Consider the following 20,598-nt stretch of genomic DNA (forward strand, 5'->3'; position numbering starts at 1 on the left):
CTCCTCGACCGTCGGGGCCCCCGCCCCGTCGGTCGAGGAGCGCTCGCGCGCAGCGCGTGCGCGTCACGAGACCCCGCGACCCGCGCCCCCGTCGGTCGAGGAGCGCTCGCGCGCAGCGCGTGCGCGTCACGAGACCCGCGACACCAAGCACGAGGGGCCGGGCACCAGCCCGACCCCTCGTGTCTCGCCTCAGCCCTGCTCAGCGATCGATGACCTCAGCCTCAACAGCATCGCCCGAACCCTGCTGCGACTGCGACGCCCCAGACTCGACGGCCTGCTGCCCGCCGTGCTTCAGCGCCGCGAGGCGAGCCTCGATCTCGGTCTGGTGGCCGACATCCTCGAGTGCCTCGAACTGCGCGTCCAGCGACGAGGCCGCGAGCTCCTGCTGGCCCATCACCTTGGCCTCCTCGCGGCGGATCTTCTCCTCGAAGCGGCCGATCTCGCTCGTGGGGTCCATGATGTCGATCGACTTGACGGCGTCGTGCACCTGCGACTGCGCGTCGGCGACCTTCGCGCGGGCAATGAGCTCCGAGCGCTTCGACTTGAGCTCGTCGAGCTTGCCCTTCATGGTGTCGAGGCCCGACTTCAGCTTGTCGACCACCTCGTTCTGCGACTGGATCGAGGGCTCGGCCGAGCGAGCCTCCGACTCCGACTGCATCTGCTTGCCGATGGCGATCTTCGCGAGGTTGTCGAACTTCGCGGCATCCGGGGAGCCGGAGGTGCGCATCTCGTCGGCACGCTGCGACGCTGCGAGTGCCTTGCGGCCCCAGTCCTCGGCGGCTCGCACGTCCTCCTGGTAGTCCTGCTCCTGCAGGCGCAGGTTGCCGATCGTCTGCGCGATGGCCGCCTCTGCGTCGGCGATGGAGTTCGTGTAGTCACGAACCATCTGGTCGAGCATCTTCTGCGGGTCCTCTGCCTGGTCGAGGAGCGCGTTGACGTTGGCCTTCGCGAGCTGCGCGATGCGGCCGAGGATGGACTGCTTGGACATGGTGTTCCTTCCTGCGGGGTGCCGCCGGGAGCGGCCGGTCAATGGTGTCTGTCGATTGTGATGGGTGTGGTGGATGTCGGGTCGGATAGATGGCGATCGAGGGTCGACGATGGCGCGGTGACGAGTCAGTTGCCGAAGCTGCCGCCTCCGCCGCCGAATCCGCCGCCGCCTCCGCCGAAGCCGCCTCCGCCGCCGAACCCGCCGCCGAAGAAGCCGCCGCCTCCGCCGCCGAATGAGCCGCCGCCGCCGGAGAAGAGGTCGCCGAGCCCGCCGCCGCCGGAGCCGCCAGAGCCACCCGCGAAGGGGTCGGAGTAGCCGCCGCTGTGGCCGCCGCCGTGGCCGCCGGAGCCGTTCATCATGTCGCCCAGGATGTAGCCAAGGAGGCCACCGGTGAGCATGTCCTGCCCGCGGCCGCCGCGGCGGTCGTAGTAGGGATTGCGCGACCGGCCGCCCCAGCCGCCCACGTCGCCGGAGGCATCCTGCATCGCCTGCTCGGCGTGCTCGGATGCCGCCTGCGCGTACTGCATCGCCGCGTCGTCGTCCTGCCCCTGCAGGCGCAGCGCCTGCGCGAGCTCCTGCTGGGCGGTCGCGAGCAGCTGCCTGGCGTGCGGTCCGACGCCGACGCGCCGGGTGGAGATGTAATCCTCTGCGCGGTCGATGTTGGCGCGCGCCGAACCGATCCAGCGCTCGAGGTTCGATCGCGCTCGCTGTGCCTGCTCGCCCTGCGCGCGTGCCTGCCCGGTCGCCTCGTCGAGGCGCTGGTTCGCGCGCTGCAGGTTGGCGAGCACGGTGAGCGTGTCGGTGGGGCGCTGCTGAGCGATCGCGACCTGCTCCTCGACGAAGCGGATGAGCGGGGTCAGATCGGTCGTGCTGGTCGCGCGCTGCGTCTTGGCGGCCGCGATGTCGCCGATGGAATCCTGCACGAGCTCGTCGAGCTGGCGCGCGGAGTTGCCCAGGTCACCCTCGGCGCGCTCGACGGCGGCCAGCAGGCCGGAGGATTGCGCGAGCGCAGCCTCGGCCGCGTGCACGGCGAGCGCCGCCTCGGAGCCGTTCGAGGCCTGCACGGCGGCGCGGCCGGCGGCGATCGATTGGTCGATGTTCGGCAGCTGCCGCTCGGCGCCAGCGATGTTCTCGCGCACCGGGTCGATCGAGGCGCCCGAGTGCACGTCATCGAGGCGGTCGAGGATCTGCTTCGCGTTCGCGATGCGTCCGTCCAGCGCGGCGCGCGACTGCGCCACCGACTCGAGCACCTGCGGTGCGTTCTGCTCGAGGTTGCGCAGCTGCTCGAACGAGGTGCCGTGGCTGGCGAGCTCGTTGCCGGCGCCCTCCGCGATCTGCAGGATGCGGCTCGACCACTCGTGCACCTCCTGATCGGTGTCGGGGAACGCGTCGTCGAGCTGCTGCTGCAGCCCGAATGCCTCGCGCAGCCCGCCCTTCGCCTTGTCGAGCGCCTGCCGGTAGGGGGCGACGGCCTCCTCGCCGAACTGCGCGTTCGCGAAGGCGAGCTCCTGCTCGCTCTGCTGCACCGTGTCGTCGAGCTGCACGAGCGCGATGTCCGCCCGCTGCTTGAGCTCCTGCAGGCTCAGCTGCTGCTGCTGCACCGCAGCCTGCTCGCCCTTGCGCTTGCGGTTCGAGCGAACACCGCGCGAGATCGCCCATGCGCCGCCGCCGACCACGACGACGCCGCCGACCAGCGCGACCACCGGCCAGACGGCGGAGCCGTCGACGTTGACCTCCGTGCCGCCCGTGCCGCCGCTGCCACCCGTACCGCCGCTCGCGACCGCTTCGGCCACGGCGTCGGCGGTCGCCATCACACCGCCGGCCACGTCGCCGTTGTTGAGCGCCGGCAGCAGCGCACTCTGGCTGATCGAATCGATGTCGCTGTCGGAGAGCGGATACCCGCTGGCGAGCGCGTAGCCCCACTCGCTGTCGTCCCACGCGATCGTCAGCAGCAGCGCATCCTGCCCGAGCCCGGATGCCTCTGCGCTCGCGACCGACCAGTCGATGCGCGACATGCCGTCGTACGAGTCGACCACAACGGCATAGACGTCGGCCTCCGAGCTGGCGTTGTGCTGCTCGAGGTAGTTCGTGACCTCGGCGACGTCGCCCGAGAACTGCCCGGTGGTGTCGACGAAGACGTCGCCGCCCAGGTCGACGGGCTCCTCGGTCGCGAGCGCGCCCGCCGAGAGTCCAAGGGCGGCGGCGGCGCTCAGCGCCGCGACTGCCAACGGGCGAACCATCCGGACCTGCATCTGCGCTCCCAGCCGCCGGCGTCTCGGGGTGCCGACCTGGCGCGAGTCTAGCCAGCGCACCCTGTCGCCACCCTTGGAGCCTCGTCCGTCGCTGTCGCTGGCAGCGAACGGCCGGATGAGCGGGAGGGCGAGCCGGTGCAGCACTCGGCCGCGGATCAGTGCAGGCGCGACCTCGGAGCGAGGCGAGCGGTGCGGGATCCGGCGTCGTGCCCGCGCCGTTCGCTCACTCCCAGGGCGAGCCGACGACCGCGATGGGCTCCATCCCGTCCACCCCGACGATGGCGACGGGCGTCGCCGCCGCGGGCTCGCCGACGCCGCACGCGCCGGGCTCCAGGGTCACGGTGACGACGGTGAGCGGAGCCGACTCGCCCGCATCGAGGACGAGCTGCTCCCGCGACGCGCCCGCCTCGACCGTGGCGCCGCCGTCGATGATCGCGAGCGAGTCGACCGCGACGGCCGTGACCCGCGCATCCTCGTCGCCGACGACGCGCACCTGCACCGGCGTCGCGCCCGTCGGGCGCTCGGCGAACGACACCACCAGGCCGATCTCGCCAGCGCTCGGCAGCCCGCAGAGCGGCAGCGCCTCCTCGCCGGCTGGGCCGGCCTCGGTCGCGGCGCCAGAGTCGGTGCCGTCGCCGTCGGCGTCGTCAGCCGAGCTGGAGGGCGAGGACTGCGGTGCAGCCTCCTGCGCCGCGCCCGCATCCGTCGAGTCGGCGCCGCTCGGCCCGAGCGACGAGATTCCCGGCGCCACGAGCGGCGCGAAGAGGAGCACTGCGGCGACGGTCGCCGCAGAGGAGAGGGCGATGGTCTTCGGCCGCCGGCGACGCTTCGCACCGGCGAGCACCGCCTCGGCATCCAGCCGCGCGCTCGGCGCAGGGATCTCGTGCAGCCGCCGGCGCAGCTCGTCGTCGTTCACGCGCGGCCCTCCCGCTCCAGGATCTCGCGCAGCTTGTGCAGCGCATCCGACAGGTACCGCTTGACCGCGCCCGACGAGATGCCGAGCTCCGCCGCGACCTGGTCGACGGTGCGGTCCTCGTCGTAGCGCAGCACGATGCAGGCGCGCTCGCGAGGGCTGAGCCGCTGCAGCCGCGCCGCCATGTCGAGCCGCTCGCCCGTGAGTGTCGAGCCCGAGTCGACACGCTCACGCTCGCCGACGAGCGGTGCGATCCTGCGCCACCGCTGCCCGCGGCGCGCGCCGTCGAGGAAGCGGTTCGCGATCGCCTTTCGCACGTAGGCCTCTGCCTGCTCGACCGCGAAGCCGTTGCGCAGCCGACCGAACGTCGCCGTGAGCGCATCCTGCACCATGTCGCGCGCCTCCTCCTCGTTGCCGCTGAGGAGCATCGCGTACCGCACCAGCGCGTCGCCGCGCTCGGCGACCAGCTCGGCACAGACCTGCTCCCACCTGGCTGTCACGAGACTCCCTTGCTCTCTCAGACGAACGACCGTGGTCGAAGGTTGGGGTCAGTCTGCCGTGGGTTTCGCGGAGGCGAGCACATCCGCCGCAGCAATGCGCATGCGAGCGGCAAGTCGGGGGTTGGATGCCTCCACGTGCGTGACGACCGACGCCCGGGTCTGCGCCGACTTGTTCTGGCTCATCTTGGACTTCGCGTCGAAGGAGCGCACCCTGAGGCGCAGGCCGACGGTGCCCATCGCCATGCCGCGATTGCCCTCGTCGCCGAGGTCGAGCCGCACGCCGTCGTCGGGTGCGTACTGCTGCTCGAAGTGCGCGACGAGGCGGCGCAGCGTCTCGAGGTTCGCGTCGGCATCCAGCAGCTCGACGTCGCACGTCAGCGTCGCCTGCTCGAAGTTCCAGGTGGGGATCTGCCCCGCGTCGTCCCCGAGGTACCAGCTGGGCGAGACGTAGCCGTGCTCACCCTGCACGATCGCCAGCATCGTGTGCTGGCCTGGCTCGAGCAGGCCGTGCAGCCGCGCATCCGCTCGCCCCAGGTGGGTCTCGAGCACGATCGCGTCGCTCTCACCGTCATCCTCGGGCGCGACCAGCACGGGGGCGGGGGAGGCGACGGCGCCGGATGCGGGGTGCGAGATCAGCTGCATCCACGGCGCGCGGGCGATGAGGTCGCGCACCTCTGGCGCACCAATCCGATAGAGCGGGTTCGGCTGCATGCCCCCATCGTCCACCACGCGCGCCCGCTGCGGGGCGCAGCGCGCCCGCCGCGCCCCGCAGCGGGCGCGCGTGGTGGACGATGGGGGCCATTGCGCGCCGCCCCCGCTTCCCCCACCTCCCCCCGCAGAAATGTCGCCAGCGGCTCGCAACCGCGAGTCACACGCGCCGATACCGACATCTCTGCCGCGGGGCACCGCCGCACATCGAGGCATCCACTCTCCACAGCCGCGGGCGCGCGGGGCGCGAGCGAGCGCGACCATGTCGCATCCTCCGATCTATGCGCTCACACACGCCTCTGCCGCAGCCGTTCGACGAGGGAGCATTCACGCTCGCTGCCGCGCGGCAGGCAGGCGTCGGCACGGGCCGACTGCGCGGCGACGACCTCGAGCGGCCGTTCCGCGGCGTGCGGTCGGCACCCATCACGACGCTGCCTGAGCACGCCCTCGCCTACGCCGAGCGAATGTCGCCCGACCACGCCTTCGCGGGCCGCACCGCCGCGCGGCTGTGGGGTCTGCCGCTTGCGCAGAAGTGGACGCGCGCAGAGCTGCTCGACGTCGCCCGACCCGCAGGGTCGAATCGCGCGCGCTCGAAGGGCATCCGCGAGATGACGGTCGCGAAGGAGCGACTCTTCTGCGTCGTGCACGAGGGATTGCGCATGCTCGATCCGCCCTCGACGGCGCTCACGCTCGCGCGGGAGCTCTCGCACGAGCACCTGGTGCAGGTGGTGGATGCGCTGCTGACGCCAGCCAAGCGCTACCCCGACCTGCGAGTGCCGCGCGAACCAAGTGTCGGCTACGCGACACCCGAGCAGCTGGCGGCCTTCCTCGAGGGCTGCGCAGGGCTCGCAGGAGTGACGGCGCTGCGAGCGGCACTGACGGATGCGCGGGTGGGCTCCGAATCCCGATTCGAGACCGTGACGCGGCTGCTCATCGTCGAGGCCGGGCTGCCGGAGCCGGAGGTGCACCCGCTCATCGTCGTCGACGGCATCGACCTGCACCCCGACCTCGGCTATCCCGACCTGAAGATCGCGATCGAGTACGAGGGGGACGGTCATCGCGAGCAGAGCACGTGGATCCGCGACATCGACCGCTACGCGCGCCTCGAAGCTGCCGGCTGGATCATCGTGCGCATCACGAGGGGCGATCTCGGGAGACGTGGCGCCGCGCTCGTGCAGCGAGTGGCGTCCGCTCGCGCCCGCCGTGCGTAGCCGCGGAGCAGGGGCGTGCGCCGTGCGTACTGGCGGAGCAGGGACGCGCTCGCCATGCGTAGCGGCGAGCAGGGGCGCGCGCTCAGCAGAAATGTCGCGCTCGGCGCGTATGAGGGCCTCTGACGAGCCGCTGGCGACATCTTTGCGGCGCGCCGCGTCCCCACTCACCCCCGCGCAGCGTCCCCACTCACCGCGCGCCTGCGCCGCACGCGCAAAGGGCGCGACCCCGAACGGGATCGCGCCCTCAGCGTGAGCGAGCGAGCGCCCGTCAGACCAATGCACCCTGCGCGACCTGCGCGGCCTGCGCCTGCTGCGCGTGCTCCAGGCGCCACCGCACGTGGTTGAGCTGACGCACCAGGCCCGTGGGCAGCGAGTGGCCGAACTGGCCGAAGAACGCCTCCAGGTCGACGAGCTCCGTGAGCCACGCCTTGGGCTGCACCTCGAACAGCTCGTCCACGACGTCGGGGTCGAGGTCGAGCCCGTCGAGGTTCAGCGCGCCCTCCGCCGGCATGACGCCGATCGCGGTGTCGACGCCGCCAGCGGTACCGGCCACGCGGCCCGCGATCCACTCCAGCACCCGGGCGTTCTCGCCGAAGCCGGGCCACAGGAATCCGCCGTCGTCGTCACGACGGAACCAGTTGACCGAGAAGATCTTCGGCGCGTGGCGCCCGAGCCGGTGCCCCATGTCGATCCAGTGCGAGAAGTAGTCGCCCATGTTGTAGCCGCAGAAGGGCAGCATCGCGAACGGGTCACGGCGGATGTCGCCGACGGTGCCCTCCGCCGCGGCCGTCTGCTGGCTCGAGACGGTGGCGCCGACGTACACGCCGTGCTCCCAGTCGCGCGCCTGCATCACGAGCGGCACCTGCGTCGGGCGTCGGCCGCCGAAGATGATCGCGTCGAGCGGCACGCCCTGCGGCGCATCCCAGTCGGGCGCGATCGACGGCGCCTGCTCGGCGCGCACGGTGAAGCGCGCATTCGGGTGCGCCGCCGGACCGTTGGCCGGGTCGTAGGGGCGCCCCTGCCAGTCGGTGAGGCCCGCCGGCGCCTCCTTCGTCATGCCCTCCCACCAGACGTCGCCGTCCTCGGTGAGCGCGACGTTCGTGAAGATGGTGTCGTGCTCCATCATCGCCATGGCGGTGGCGTTGGTCTTCTCGCTCGTGCCGGGCGCGACCCCGAAGAAGCCGTTCTCGGGGTTGATCGCCCACAGCCGACCGTCGCTGCCCGGACGCATCCAGACGATGTCGTCGCCGAGCGTCTCGACGGTCCAGCCGGGGATGGTCGGCTGCAGCATCGCGAGGTTCGTCTTGCCGCAGGCGGACGGGAACGCGCCGGCGAGGTGCATCGTGCGGCCATCCTCGTGGCGCATGCGCAGCAGCAGCATGTGCTCGGCCAGCCAGCCCTCGTCGCGGGCCTGCACCGACGCGATGCGCAGCGCGAAGCACTTCTTGGCCAGCAGCGCGTTGCCGCCGTACGCCGAGCCGAACGACCAGATCTCCCGCGTCTCGGGGAAGTGCGAGACGTAGCGGGTCGAGTTGCACGGCCACGACACATCCTGCTCGCCATCCGCCAGCGGCGCCCCGACCGAGTGCACGGCGGGCACCCAGTCGCTCGTGCCGTGCATCGCCTCCAGCGCTGCGGTGCCCACGCGGGTCATGGCGTGCATCGACGCGACGACGTAGGGGGAGTCGGTGATCTCGATGCCGAGCTTCGAGATGGGGCCGCCGACCGGGCCCATCGAGAACGGGATGACGTACATCGTGCGCCCGCGCATCGCTCCGTCGAAGAGTCCGCCCAGCACCTGACGCATCGAGTTCGGGTCGCGCCAGTTGTTCGTCGGGCCGGCGTCCTGCTGATCCTCAGCGCAGATGAACGTGCGGCTCTCCATGCGCGCGACGTCGTCCGGGTGCGAGCGGGCGAGGTAGCTGTTGGGGCGCTTCGGCACGGGCACGATGGTGCCCGCCTCAAGCATGACGTCGACAAGGCGCTGGTGCTCCTCGGGCGTGCCATCGGCCCACACGATGTCGGCTGGCTCGACGAGCTCTGCGACCGATGCGACCCAGGAGACGACGCCGGGGTCGGCCCCCTCGGGGGCATTGACCCGGGCGGGCTTCACGGGCTTGGCGGATGAGCGGGCCGGCGCAGGGGGGAGGATCGTCATGATTCGAGTCTCGTCGGCACCGCGACGGTGCGGGGCAGAATGCGGCAGAAGAAACGATGCATCCTTCACATCGACGAAAGTTGTCCCGCAGCGCCCGCTTTTCTGAACGCACGAAGGCTCGATCTGCGAAACATGGCGAAGATTCGCAGGAAGTTTCGTAGACTGTCCGCATGGTTGACGCAGCAGTCCTGGGGCACCGCATCCGGCATTTCCGCTCCGCAGCGGATCTCACGCTCGATGCGCTCGGCGAGCGCATCGGCCTCGCGGGCAGCCAGCTCTCGCTGATCGAGAACGGTCACCGCGAGCCCAAGCTCAGCCACCTGCAGGCGATCGCGGATGTGCTGGATGTCTCCACGTCGCAGCTGCTCGACCCCGAGCCCCCGACGGAGCGCTCGCGGCTCGAGCTCGATCTCGCGCGTCTGCAGGAGGGCGCGAGCTACCAGCGCCTCGGCCTGCCTGCGGTGCGACCGACCCGCTCGATGAGCGAGGAGACCCTGCGCGCGCTCGTCGGCCTGCACCGCGAGCTCGACCGCAGGGCGCGCGAGGCGATCGCGACGCCCGAGCAGGCTCGGCGCGACGCCACGGAGCTGCGCCACGCCATGCGCGATGCCGACAACACGCTGCCGGAGCTCGATGAGCTCGCCGAGCAGCAGCTGCGAGCGGTCGGCTACGAGGGCGGCAGCCTCACGCACCGCACGGTGAGTGAGATCGCCGCGCGGCTGGGCTTCGAGCTCGTGTACGTCACCGACCTGCCGCACTCGACGCGCTCGGTCACCGACCTCGAGACCGGGCGCATCTACCTGCCGCCGGCGTCGATCCCCGGCGGCCACGGACTGCGCTCGATGGCGCTGCAGGCCATCGCGCACCGCCTGCTCGGTCACCGGGAGCCGCGCGACTACCGCGAGTTCCTGCGCCAGCGCCTCGAGATCAACTACCTCGCCGCGGCCACGCTCATGCCGCGCTCGCGAGCGGTCGAGTACCTGCGGCGCGCGAAGAAGGAGCGCAACCTCGCGGTGGAGGACTTCCGCGACGCGTTCGGCGTGACGCATGAGACCGCAGCGATGCGCTTCACGAACCTCGCCACCCGCGACCTCGACCTCAGGGTGCACTTCCTGCGTGTGCAGGAGGATGGCTCGCTCTCGCGCGTCTACGAGAACGACGGGCTCCCGATCCCCGTGGATGCGTCGGGCCACGCGGAGGGCCAGCTCGTGTGCCGCAAGTTCGCCGCCCGCAGCGCGTTCGAGCGCACGTCGCGCACGACGGAGTTCTACCAGTACACCGACACGCCCGGTGGCACCTTCTGGTGCTCCACGCAGATCGGCTCGGGCGCCGACGGCGAGTTCTCCATCTCGTTCGGCGTGCCCTTCGACGACGCGAAGTACTTCCGCGGTGCGCAGACGGCATTCCGGCAGCGCTCCGAGTGCCCGGACGAGCGCTGCTGCGCCCGGCCCGACGACGCGCTCGCGGGTCGCTGGCGGCACAAGTCCTGGGCCTCGGCGCGCATGCACCAGCACACGCTCGCGCCGCTGCCCAGCGGCACCTTCCCCGGCGTCGACGACGCGGAGCTGTACGAGTTCCTCGAGCGCCACGCCCCGGAGCTCTGAGCGTGCTTCGCGGTTGGCTGCGCGCGGCGCGAGCCGGGGCGACCCCGGGCCTTGGCACGCTGACGCCTCGGTCGTACCCTGAAGAGGCCACGTCGAGCGAGGGAGCCGACATGACCGCGACGATGGACCATGCGGATGCGCCGGAGCAGATCCTCCGCCGTGGTGCCGCGCAGCTGGCCGGCCAGCATCCCACGCTCGACGAGCGTTACGTCGAGCGGATCGTGTTCGACTCGCACGCGTCCCTCGCTCGTGCGGCGCGCTCGCACACGCATCTGCCCCCGCGCGCACTGCGGTTCGCCGCCGACCGCTTGCGCGCCATCGAGCGCGGCGACCGCCGCGACGACGGCGGCCCACTCCGCATCGTCGTGGAATCGATCCGCAACGACGGCATCTCGCAGATGGCGGCGGCCTATCTCAACGCCCTCGGTGGCGATCGGGTCGAGGCGCTCTCCGCTGCGATCAACCCCGCCGTCGAGGTGCTCCGCATCGTCGCCGACGTGATGGAGGAGGACGGGGTGCCGCTCATCGAGCAGTACCCCAAGCCCCTCACCGAGGATGTCGCGCGCGCGGCCGATGTGATCGTGACGATGCTCATCCGCCACCCGTTCGATGTGCTCGACGGTCAGCGGGTGGAGTCCTGGGACTTCGACGACCCGGCGGGGCTCGGCACCGATGCGGTGCGGCGCATCCGCGACCGCGTCCGAAAGCGGGTGCAGGAGTTCCTCGACGGGCTCGATGCCTGAGAGACGCGACTGCGAGACGGTCACGGCTGCGGGGCACGCCGGCAGCCGCTGACGCCCTGCTCGCTCAGGCGGTGGGTCGGAACCGCCGCAGCGTCAGCGAGTGCAGCACGACGAACACGCTCGAGAAGGCCATGGCAGCGCCGGCGATCAGCGGGTTCAGCAGCCCCGCCATCGCGAGCGGGATCGCCAGCACGTTGTAGGCGAAAGCCCAGAACAGGTTGCCGCGGATCGTGCGCAGCGTGCGTCGCGAGAGCGCGATCGCATCGGCCGCGCCGGCGAGATCGCCGTGCACGAGCGTGATGTCGGCGGCCTGCTGCGCGGCATCCGTTCCGGTGCCCATCGCGAGCCCGAGGTCGGCGGCGGCGAGGGCTGCGGCGTCGTTCACGCCGTCGCCTGCCATCGCGACCTTCGCGCCGCTCGCCTGCTCCGCGCGCACGGCATCGACCTTCTGCGCCGGTGAGACGCCGGCGATCACGCGCTGCAGGCCGACCTCGTCCGCCACGGCGCGGGCTGCCCGCTCATGGTCGCCGGTGAGCATGACGACGTCGATGCCGAGCTTCGCGAGCCGCTCGACGGCGGCCCGGCTCGAGGGCTTGACGCTGTCGCGCACGGCGACCACGGCGCGCATGGTGCCGTCCCACGCGATCGCGAGCGCGGTGGCGCCCTTCGCCTCGGCTGCCTCGAAGGCGGCGGCGAGCTCTGCCGGCATCGCCACGCTCCAGTCGGCGGCGAGCCACGCGGGCTTGCCGACCTGCACCGCGCGCCCGTCGACGACGCCGACCACGCCTGCGCCCTGCGCGGCGCGCACATCGGTCGCGACCTGCGTCTCGCCCGCTGCCTCGACGATCGCTCGCGCGATCGGATGCTCGCTCGCGCGCTCCACCGCCGCGGCGCTGCGCAGCGCCTCATCCGCGTCCTCGCCGGTCGCCGCCGTGACGGTCTCAACGCTCATCCGCCCCTCCGTTACGGTGCCGGTCTTGTCGACGAGCATCGTTGTGATGCCTCGACTCGACTCGAGCACGCGCGCATCCCGGATGAGGATGCCGAGCTCGGCGCCGCGGGTGGTGCCGGCCAGCAGGGCCGTCGGGGTCGCGAGCCCGAGCGCGCACGGGCACGCGATGATCAGCGTCGCGACGGCGGCGGTGAAGGCCGCGGTGACGTCGCCGGTGAGGACGAGCCAGCCGACGAGGGCCAGCAGCGCGAGCACCAGCACGGTCGGCACGAAGAACTGCGAGACGCGGTCGGCGATGCGCTGCACGTCGGCCTTGCCGTCCTGTGCGCGCTCAAGCAGCGACGCGATGCGGCTCAGCTCGGTGTCGGCTCCCACGCGCGTCGCCTCGACCACGAGCATCCCGTGGCCGTTGATGGTGGCCCCGACGACCTCGCTGCCCGTCGTGACTTCGACCGGCAACGACTCCCCGGTCAGCAGCGAGGCGTCGATCGCCGACGCGCCCTCGACGACCACGCCGTCCGCGGCGATCTTCTCGCCGGGCACGACGCGGAAGCGGTCGCCGACCACGAGTTCGCCGACGGGGATGCGCGATTCGGCACCGTCGCGGATCACGCTCGCCTCCTTCGCCCCGAGGCGCGCCAGCGAGCGCATGGCCTGCTGGCTGGAGCGCTTGGTGTGATGCTCGATCGCGCGGCCGGCGAGCAGGAAGACGGTGACGATCGCGGCGACCTCGAGGTAGAGCTCGTCGCCGTGACTGCCGAACCAGCGCATCTCCATGTGCATGCCGATGCGGCCGGCGGTGCCGAAGAGCATCGCCCAGAGCGACCAACCGAGGGCGGCGATGACGCCGAGCGAGACGAGCGTGTCCATCGTCGCGGCGCCGTGGCGCAGGTTGACGGCCGCGGCGCGATGGAACGGCCACGCGCCCCACGTCGCCACCGGCAGCGTGAGCGCGAGCGCCACCCACTGCCAGCCCGGGAACTGCAGGAGCGGCACCATCGACAGCAGCAGTACGGGCGTGCCAAGGATCGCGGATGCGATGAGCCGCGTCTTGAGGCTCGCGCCACGCGCGTCGTGGTCGTCGCTCGATGCGGGCTCCGGGACGGCGGCGGAGTAGCCGGTCTGCTCCACCGTGCGGATGGCGTCGGCGATGGTCATGCCGTCGGGCAGCGTCACGCGCGCGACCTCGGTCGCGTAGTTCACGCTCGCCTCGACGCCCGGCAGCTTGCTCAGCTTGCGCTCGATGCGGTTCGCGCACGAGCTGCAGGTCATGCCGCCGATCTCGAGGTCAATGGTCGTCGCGGTGTCACTCACGGCCATCACTATACCCCCAGGGGGTATCCACCGCCACCCCATCCGCCGGTCAAGCCCCATCCGCCGGTCAAGCCCCACCCGCCGGTCGAGCCTCACCCGCCGGTCGAGCCCCACTCGCCGGTCGAGGAGCGGGCACCGCAGGTGCTCGCGTCACGAGACCCGCCACGCCGCTCGAGACCCACCCCTCGTCGAGACCCACCCGCCGGTCGAGGAGCGGGCACCGCAGGTGCTCGTTTCACGAGACCCGCCGCCCCAACGCGAAGCCCCCGATATCGGGAACGGCGCTCTCAGTGAAGACCGATCAGGCCTCGACGAGCGTGTAGCCCGCCTCGGTGACGGCGGCGCGCACGTCGTCGAGGCGCAGCGGCGCGTCCGAGGCGACCGTGACGGTCGAGCGGCCGCCTGCCACCAGCTGCACGTCGACCTGCTCGACCCCGGCGAGGCCCGAGACCTCTTCGGTGACCGAGGAGACGCAGTGGCCGCAGGTCATGCCCTCGACCTGGAACGACTGCGTCGTGCCGGCGTCGGTCGATGCGACCTTGGCCGTGGTCGAGCAGCAGCCGCCGCCGCAGCATCCGCCCGCCTGCTCATCGGTCGCGGCGGGTGTGGAGGTGATCTCGATGTCCTGGAGCATGGGATGCCTTTCGTTCGGCAGCTGCACCGCGGTGTGCTGCGTGTTCGTGATGATCGGTGCCGGAGTGGGGGAGTGGCGGTTCACGAGCGCACGAGGCGCGCGATTGCCGCACTGGCCTCAGCGAGCTTCTCTTGGGCGACGGGGCCGCCCTGCGCGGATGCCTCGGCGACGCAGTGCGCGAGGTGATCCTCGAGCAGCTGCAGCGCGACGGTCTCGAGCGCTTTCGTGGCAGCCGAGACCTGGGTGAGGATGTCGATGCAGTACACGTCTTCATCCACCATCCGCGCGACGCCGCGCACCTGGCCCTCTGCGCGACGCAGGCGCTTCAGCAGGGCATCCTTGTCGGCGGCGTAGCCGTGCGGGGGTGCCGGAGGTGCGATCTCAACGCTCATGATGCTTCGATCATACCCCCTCGGGGTATGCGCGGCAAGCCTTACGCGGCGACGGCGTTCGCGTGCTCCGGCGTCGACCAGCTGCGCCAGATCGCCGCGAGCATCGCGTTGAAGAGCGCGTCGGCCTGCTCGGCGCCGTAGTGGCCGAGCAGCTCGAGCGAGATGAAGCCGTGCACGCCGGCGAAGATCGTGTGCGTCGTGGTGACCGGGTCGCCATGCAGGACGTCGTCGTCGATCGCGGCGCTGACAGCGCGCTGCAGCGGCTCGATCGTGCTCTCGCGCGCCTCAGCGACCGACGCCGAGTCATGCGCGCGGCCGAAGACGACGTGGAACATGGCCGGGTGGGCGATCGCCCACGCGCGGATCGCATGGGCAAGCCCGAGGATGCGCTGCACCGGGTGGTCGACCTGCGCCGATTCCTGCGCATCGATGAAGGACCGGGCGGCACGCAGGGTGATGGCCTCGAGCAGCTCGCCGCGGGAGCCGAACAGGGAGTAGACGGCCGACGTCGAAGTGCCGACGGAGGCGACGAGCGGTCGGAGCGAGAAGTCCGGGCCGTCGACGGCCATCAGATCAGTGGCTGCCTCCAGCAGTCGCTGTCGAAGGTGCTCATCGTGCAGTCTTGGGCGTCCCATGAGAGTAAGCGTACGCTGTTTTCAGCGAATCCTCAGCACTTCTTGCTGACGAGTGCGCTTGCGTGTCGCGCAATGATCGTGCAGGAGAGGGATTCGATCACCCACCGAGTGCCCGTGAGGCGTCCCATCCGCGCCGTCGCGACGCAGGACATCCGTGCCCCCAGCAGGATTCGAACCTGCGGCCTTCTGCTCCGGAGGCAGACGCTCTATCCCCTGAGCTATGGGGGCCGGGCTGCGCAACGCAGCGCCGCCCAATCTACCACCGCGCAGGCAGACCCGATGACCGAGCGGGGTGCCCGACGCCGCGCCCGTTGCGGTGCCGATGGCGGCGCCCGACGGTCGACGCGCAGCGATCAGTCCTCGGAACTCAGTCCCGCCTCAAGATCGAGGAACGCCTGGTCGACGAGGTCGGCGATGCTGCCTGCCTCGCCCTCGGTGTTGTCCCAGACGCGGATCGCCGTCTTCACGGCGGCCGTCGCAGCGCCAGCGATCAGCCGCGAGAACGCGTCGGTTTCGGGGTCCGCCCCGGAGCGAGCCGCGATCGACGTGCGAATGAGGCTCTCGAGCTCGTCGTACTGCGCCATGCGGTGCGGCACGAGAGCGGGGTAGCGGTCGACCATCTGCTCTTTGGCGCGAAGCGCCTCGAGCTGTTCGGGGCTCCAAGCGCGGATCCCCTCGGTGAGCACCGCGTGCAGGGAGCGGAGCGGGGGTTCGTCGGCGGGGCGCTCCTCCAGGCCGACCAGCAGTTCGACCGGCGCGTTGTTGGCCGCAGCGACGATCGCAGCCTCCTTCGACGTGAAGTAGTTCGAGACCGTGCGCGGCGAGACGAACGCGCGCTCCGCGATCTGATCGATCGTCACGTGATCGAGTCCGCGCTCGGCTGTCAGCTCGAAGGCGGCATCGGCGATCGTGCGCCGCGTCAGCTGCTTCTTGCGCTCGCGCAGGCCGGCCTGGGGCTCCTCGTCGCCGCCCGGGGCGCGGTCACTCATGGCGGCCCTCTGTCGCGAAGGTGCGCGCGCATTCGGCGTCGTGCCGCTGCGAGCGTGCACTCGCTCTCGCCGACGCAGCCATGTCTGGGTTCATGGGGCAAGTCTGTGCGGTAACGCCGTTATCGTCAAGCGCGCCACAGCGAAATAAGAACTTTGCTGAGCAAGCACGAAGGTTCTTGAGCAAAACTTGGGGACAGCATCGTTGCGCAAGCCGCAACCCTCGTGTCACGCTCCTCTCGATCGCTTCCCCAGGGCGGTCTCCCAACGCAGCGGGACCCCAGCCCCGCACCTGTCACGAAGGACCCCTTTCCATGCACGCACCTCTCGGTGCGGTCCCGGCGCGCACCGCGGAGGCCGTAGGACCTGCCAGCGAGCGACGGCGCGACCTCGCATCGTTGACGTACCTGCTGGTGCGCCAGGGTGATCTCTCCATGGCTCGTCGCGACGAGCTCGTCGGCGCCGGCGTCGATGACGAGGCAGCGATCCGCATGCTCATCGACGACGGCACCATCTCCGGGGCGCAGGCCGCTCTCGCGAGGGCCATGCAGGCCGGGGTGCCGTTCGTCGTGCTGAGCGAGGTCGCGGTCGACAGCGGCGCCGTCGCCCGGGTGCCGAGCGCAACCGCGCGCCGCCACTCGATCCTGCCGTTCGCCGTCGAGGGCGGCCGCCTGGTGGTCGCGATGTCCGATCCCGCCGACGTGCTGGCGATCGACGACATCCGGCAGGCAGCCGGCATGCCGGTGCAGCCCGCGGTCGCGGAGCGCGGCGACCTGCTGGCCGCGATCGATCGCTTCCACCGTGCCGACAGCGAGCTGCACGACATCACCACCACGCTGCAGGATGACGAGCCCGCCGAGGAGACCGCCGGGTTCGGGATGGCCGATGCAGCCGACGAGGATGCGCCGATCGTGCGCTTCGTCAACCTGCTCGTGACCCAGGCCGTGCAGGACCGCGCCAGCGACATCCACATCGAGCCAGCCGAGCGCTCGGTGCGCGTGCGCTACCGCGTCGACGGCGTGCTGCACGAGATGCCGGGCGCTCCGAAGAACATGCAGCAGGGCATCATCTCGCGCCTGAAGATCATGAGCGACATCGACATCGCCGAGCGACGCAGGCCGCAGGACGGCCGCATGTCGGTCATGCACGACGGCCGCAAGATCGACCTCCGCGTCGCGACGCTGCCCACCGTGTGGGGCGAGAAGGTCGTCATGCGCATCCTCGACACGGGCAGCCTGAAGCTGCAGCTCTCCGACCTCGGGCTGCTGCCGCACAACTTCGACCGGTACCAGGCCTCGTTCCGCAAGCCCTACGGCATGATCCTCGTCACCGGGCCCACCGGCTCCGGCAAGTCGACGACCCTCTACACGACCCTCAACGAGGTCGCGCGCCCCGAGGTCAACGTGATCACGGTGGAGGATCCGGTCGAGTACCGGATGCCCGGCATCAACCAGGTGCAGGTGCACCCGAAGGCGGGCCTCAGCTTCGCCGCGGCGCTGCGCTCGATCCTGCGCAGCGACCCGGATGTCGTGCTGATCGGTGAGATCCGCGACCACGAGACCGCGCAGATCGCCATCGAGGCGTCGCTCACCGGTCACCTCGTGCTCTCCACCCTCCACACCAACGACGCGCCGAGCGCCGTCACGCGACTGACAGAGATGGGCATCGAGCCCTTCCTGGTCGGCTCCGCGCTCGACTGCATCGTCGCCCAGCGACTCGTGCGCCGGCTCTGCGACCGCTGCAAGCAGCCGGATGCGCGCCGGCCCGAGCAGTTCGCCGCGATGGGCTTCGAGGTCGACGCGAGCACCGCCGTCTTCCAGCCCGTCGGCTGCACGCACTGCTCGAAGACCGGCTACCGCGGCCGCATCGCGATCCACGAGGTCATGACGGTCACCGAGGAGATCGAGCGGCTCACGGTCGCACGCGAGTCGACGGCCGAGATCGCCCGGGTCGCTGCATCGCAGGGCATGCGCTCGCTGCGGCAGGACGCGTGGCACAAGGCATCGATGGGCCTCACGTCCATCGACGAAGTGGTGCGGGTGATCGTATGACCAGCATCTTCGAGGCGGCGGGCGAGACCCGCGCGAGCCTGCGGCAGCGCGCCGCGCAGACGCGGTTCGAGCCGTCTGGCGAGGCAGCGCCAGAGCTGCCGGAGCCGACGGGCGATGAGCAGGATCTGCTCGTCGCACTCCAGTGGGTCGTTCGGGTCGGGGCATCCGACCTCCACGTGACCGCAGAGTCCCCGCCCACGATGCGCGTCGACGGCTCGCTCGTGCCGCTCGAGGAGTTCGGCGTGTGGTCCAGGGAGCGGGTCGAGCGCGCGATCAGCGCCATCCTGTCCGGGCCGCAGCGCGAGCAGTTCGAGCGCGAGCTCGAGCTCGACTTCGCATTCCAGCTCTCCGACACCGCGCGCTTCCGCGTCAACATCTACCAGCAGCGCTCCGCGCAGGGCGCCGCCTTCCGACTGATCCCCACGCGCATCCGCTCGATCGAGGAGCTCGAGCTGCCGCAGAGCATCTCGCGCTTCGCGACCCTGCCGCGCGGCCTGGTGCTCGTCACCGGCCCGACGGGATCCGGCAAGTCGACGACGCTCGCGGCCCTCATCGACCTGGTCAACCGCACGCGCGCAGAGCACATCATCACCGTCGAGGACCCGATCGAGTTCCTGCACCCGCGCAAGAAGGCGGTCGTGAACCAGCGAGAGGTCGGCCACGACACCCGCAGCTTCGCCTCGGCCCTCAAGCACATGCTGAGACAGGATCCGGATGTCGTCCTGATCGGCGAGCTGCGCGACCTGGAGACCATCTCCGTCGCGCTCACCGCCGCCGAGACCGGGCACCTGGTCTTCGCCACCCTGCATACGCAATCGGCCGCGCAGACCATCGACCGCATCATCGACGTCTACCCGCCGCACCAGCAGAGCCAGGTGCGTGCGCAGCTGGCCGCGACGCTGCAGGGCGTCGTCTGCCAGACGCTCGTGCCGCGCAGCGGCGGCCGCGGGCGCGTGGCCGCGAGCGAGGTGCTGGTGGCGACATCCGCGATCTCGAACCTGATCCGCGAGGGGCAGACGCACCAGATCGCGAGCGCGCTGCAGGCCGGTGCCGCACTCGGCATGCGCACGATGGACCAGCACCTGGCCGACCTCGTCAACCGCGGCATGATCCGCGAGGAGGCGGCGCGCGACAAGGCGCAGAACGTCGACGAGCTGCGCGACATGCTCGCCACCGGCGGTGCAACGGCCGGGCTCGACGCCGGTGTCGACTTCGGCGACACCTTCTCGAGGGGGCAGCGCGCATGACCATCGCGAAGACCTGGCAGTACCGCGGCCGCGACGTCGGCGGCAAGGCGGTCAAGGGTCGCATCGATGCGCCGAGCCAGGGCGCAGCCATCTCGCGCATGCGGGAGATGGGCATCACGCCCGTGAGCGTCGACGAGAAGAGCGCCGGCACCGGGCTGCAGCGCGACATCGAGCTGCCGTTCGGCAAGGGCGTGGCGCTTAAAGATCTGGCGATCATGAGCCGGCAGATGTCGACCATGACGTCCGCGGGCCTCTCGCTGCTGCGAGCGCTCAAGATCCTGGCCGAGCAGACCGAGAACAAGACGCTGCGGAAGCTGCTGGATGAGGTGCGCAGCGACGTCGAGACCGGCGGATCGCTGTCGGGATCCTTCGCAAAGCACGGCGAGGTCTTCCCGCCGCTGATGGTGCAGCTCATCGCCGCGGGCGAGACCGGCGGCTTCCTCGACGACGCGCTCAACTCGGTCGCGACCTCCTTCGAGAAGGAGGTGAAGCTGCGCAACACCGTGAAATCGGCGATGGCCTACCCGATGGTGGTCGTCGGCATGGCGCTGCTCGCGGTCGTGGGCATGCTGTGGTTCATCGTGCCGATCTTCGAGAAGATGTTCTCGGACATGGGCGGCGAGCTGCCGCTGCCGACGCAGATGCTCGTCGTCATCTCGGGCAACATGGTGTGGCTCGGGCCGCTGCTCATCATCGCTTCGATCGCGTTCAGCATCTGGTGGGGCAAGCACAAGCACGATCACGCGGTGCGCGCGGCTGTCGACCCCGTGCTGCTGAAGCTCCCGGTGTTCGGCGTGCTGATGCAGAAGATCGCCCTCGCGCGCTTCACCCGCAACTTCGCGGCGCTGCTCGGGGCCGGCGTGCCCATCGTGCTCGCACTCCGAGTGGTCGGAGAGATCTCCGGCAACGCGGTGATCCGACAGGCATCCGACCGCATCGCCGAGGCGGTGCGCGAAGGCCGCGCAGTGGCCGACCAGCTGGCGCAGGAGCCGGTGTTCCCTCCCATGGTGGTGCAGATGATCACCGTCGGTGAGGACGCCGGATCCATGGAGATGATGCTCGCCAAGATCGCCGACGCCTACGACGACGAGGTCGAGGCGACCACTTCCCAGATGACTTCGATCATCGAGCCGATCCTGATTGCAGGCGTCGGGACTCTGATCGGGGCGATGATCGTCGCCCTCTATATGCCCATCTTCACCATCTTCGAGCAGATCTGAGGTGATGGGCCTCACGTAGTCACGCTGCTCGCAGATGAACAATCCCTCTCATCCCCAACCCCAACCCCAACACAGATAGGCAATTCCATG

The 20,598-nt window shown here is 70.7% G+C and carries 17 protein-coding genes and 1 tRNA gene; 6 read left to right on the forward strand and 12 right to left on the reverse strand.

Going from position 1 to position 20,598, the window contains the following annotated elements:
* Positions 1 to 199: 199 nt before the first annotated feature.
* From ACJJVL_RS04585 to ACJJVL_RS04605, 5 genes are all read right to left on the reverse strand, one after another.
* Positions 200 to 988, reverse strand: a complete 789-nt coding sequence (locus ACJJVL_RS04585) for a PspA/IM30 family protein (RefSeq protein ID WP_405217140.1) — start codon at positions 986 to 988, stop codon at positions 200 to 202.
* Positions 989 to 1,113: 125 nt separating this feature from the next.
* On the reverse strand, positions 1,114 to 3,240 hold the full coding sequence (locus ACJJVL_RS04590; protein ID WP_405217141.1) for a TPM domain-containing protein: 2,127 nt from the start codon (positions 3,238 to 3,240) through the stop codon (positions 1,114 to 1,116).
* A 223-nt stretch (positions 3,241 to 3,463) separates the two neighbouring features.
* Positions 3,464 to 4,156, reverse strand: a complete 693-nt coding sequence (locus ACJJVL_RS04595; protein WP_405217142.1) for a hypothetical protein — start codon at positions 4,154 to 4,156, stop codon at positions 3,464 to 3,466.
* Positions 4,153 to 4,653, reverse strand: coding sequence for a sigma-70 family RNA polymerase sigma factor (locus tag ACJJVL_RS04600; RefSeq protein ID WP_405217143.1), 501 nt, complete (start codon positions 4,651 to 4,653; stop codon positions 4,153 to 4,155). The genes ACJJVL_RS04595 and ACJJVL_RS04600 overlap by 4 nt, the downstream gene beginning before the upstream one ends.
* A 48-nt stretch (positions 4,654 to 4,701) precedes the next feature.
* Positions 4,702 to 5,364, reverse strand: a complete 663-nt coding sequence (locus tag ACJJVL_RS04605; RefSeq protein ID WP_405217144.1) for an FMN-binding negative transcriptional regulator — start codon at positions 5,362 to 5,364, stop codon at positions 4,702 to 4,704.
* Positions 5,365 to 5,642: 278 nt separating this feature from the next.
* Here ACJJVL_RS04605 and ACJJVL_RS04610 point away from each other — a divergent pair, with 278 nt between their 5' ends.
* Positions 5,643 to 6,572: a hypothetical protein gene (locus ACJJVL_RS04610; protein ID WP_405217145.1), complete on the forward strand. Its 930-nt coding sequence runs from the start codon at positions 5,643 to 5,645 to the stop codon at positions 6,570 to 6,572.
* 268 nt (positions 6,573 to 6,840) lie between these two features.
* Here the strand turns inward: ACJJVL_RS04610 and ACJJVL_RS04615 are convergent, their stop codons facing one another.
* Positions 6,841 to 8,730, reverse strand: a complete 1,890-nt coding sequence (locus tag ACJJVL_RS04615) for a phosphoenolpyruvate carboxykinase (GTP) (protein WP_405217146.1) — start codon at positions 8,728 to 8,730, stop codon at positions 6,841 to 6,843.
* A 170-nt stretch (positions 8,731 to 8,900) separates the two neighbouring features.
* Between ACJJVL_RS04615 and ACJJVL_RS04620 the strand changes: the two genes are divergently transcribed.
* Positions 8,901 to 10,334, forward strand: a complete 1,434-nt coding sequence (locus ACJJVL_RS04620; protein ID WP_405217147.1) for a helix-turn-helix domain-containing protein — start codon at positions 8,901 to 8,903, stop codon at positions 10,332 to 10,334.
* A gap of 110 nt (positions 10,335 to 10,444) precedes the next feature.
* Positions 10,445 to 11,077 (forward strand): arsenate reductase ArsC, encoded by a 633-nt coding sequence (locus ACJJVL_RS04625; protein WP_405217148.1) that lies wholly within the window; start codon positions 10,445 to 10,447, stop codon positions 11,075 to 11,077.
* Positions 11,078 to 11,141: 64 nt separating this feature from the next.
* Here ACJJVL_RS04625 and ACJJVL_RS04630 read toward each other — a convergent pair whose 3' ends face one another.
* The 6 genes from ACJJVL_RS04630 to ACJJVL_RS04655 all read right to left on the reverse strand — a co-directional run bounded on the left by ACJJVL_RS04630 (position 11,142) and on the right by ACJJVL_RS04655 (position 15,993).
* Entirely contained in the window at positions 11,142 to 13,349 is a 2,208-nt protein-coding gene (locus ACJJVL_RS04630; protein WP_405217149.1) for a heavy metal translocating P-type ATPase, read from the reverse strand.
* Positions 13,350 to 13,644: 295 nt separating this feature from the next.
* A complete protein-coding gene (locus ACJJVL_RS04635) occupies positions 13,645 to 14,061 on the reverse strand; it encodes a heavy-metal-associated domain-containing protein (RefSeq protein ID WP_405217150.1) in 417 nt (138 codons plus the stop codon).
* On the reverse strand, positions 14,058 to 14,369 hold the full coding sequence (locus tag ACJJVL_RS04640; protein ID WP_405217151.1) for a metal-sensitive transcriptional regulator: 312 nt from the start codon (positions 14,367 to 14,369) through the stop codon (positions 14,058 to 14,060). The genes ACJJVL_RS04635 and ACJJVL_RS04640 overlap by 4 nt, the downstream gene beginning before the upstream one ends.
* Before the next feature lie 41 nt (positions 14,370 to 14,410).
* Positions 14,411 to 15,004, reverse strand: coding sequence for a TetR/AcrR family transcriptional regulator (locus ACJJVL_RS04645; RefSeq protein WP_405217152.1), 594 nt, complete (start codon positions 15,002 to 15,004; stop codon positions 14,411 to 14,413).
* Between the two features lie 155 nt (positions 15,005 to 15,159).
* Positions 15,160 to 15,232: transfer RNA gene (locus tag ACJJVL_RS04650), tRNA-Arg, on the reverse strand.
* A gap of 125 nt (positions 15,233 to 15,357) precedes the next feature.
* Positions 15,358 to 15,993 (reverse strand): TetR/AcrR family transcriptional regulator, encoded by a 636-nt coding sequence (locus tag ACJJVL_RS04655; RefSeq protein WP_405217153.1) that lies wholly within the window; start codon positions 15,991 to 15,993, stop codon positions 15,358 to 15,360.
* 431 nt (positions 15,994 to 16,424) lie between these two features.
* Here ACJJVL_RS04655 and ACJJVL_RS04660 point away from each other — a divergent pair, with 431 nt between their 5' ends.
* From ACJJVL_RS04660 to ACJJVL_RS04670, 3 genes are read left to right on the forward strand one after another with little or no spacing between them, the layout of a single operon-like run.
* Positions 16,425 to 18,041 (forward strand): GspE/PulE family protein, encoded by a 1,617-nt coding sequence (locus ACJJVL_RS04660; RefSeq protein WP_405217154.1) that lies wholly within the window; start codon positions 16,425 to 16,427, stop codon positions 18,039 to 18,041.
* A complete protein-coding gene (locus ACJJVL_RS04665; protein WP_405217155.1) occupies positions 18,038 to 19,288 on the forward strand; it encodes a type IV pilus twitching motility protein PilT in 1,251 nt (416 codons plus the stop codon). Before ACJJVL_RS04660 ends, ACJJVL_RS04665 begins: the two co-directional genes overlap by 4 nt.
* Positions 19,285 to 20,508, forward strand: coding sequence for a type II secretion system F family protein (locus tag ACJJVL_RS04670; protein WP_405217156.1), 1,224 nt, complete (start codon positions 19,285 to 19,287; stop codon positions 20,506 to 20,508). The genes ACJJVL_RS04665 and ACJJVL_RS04670 overlap by 4 nt, the downstream gene beginning before the upstream one ends.
* The last annotated feature ends 90 nt before the right edge of the window (positions 20,509 to 20,598 follow it).

Source organism: Agrococcus sp. Ld7 (assembly GCF_045064095.1).
Taxonomy (GTDB): domain Bacteria; phylum Actinomycetota; class Actinomycetes; order Actinomycetales; family Microbacteriaceae; genus Agrococcus.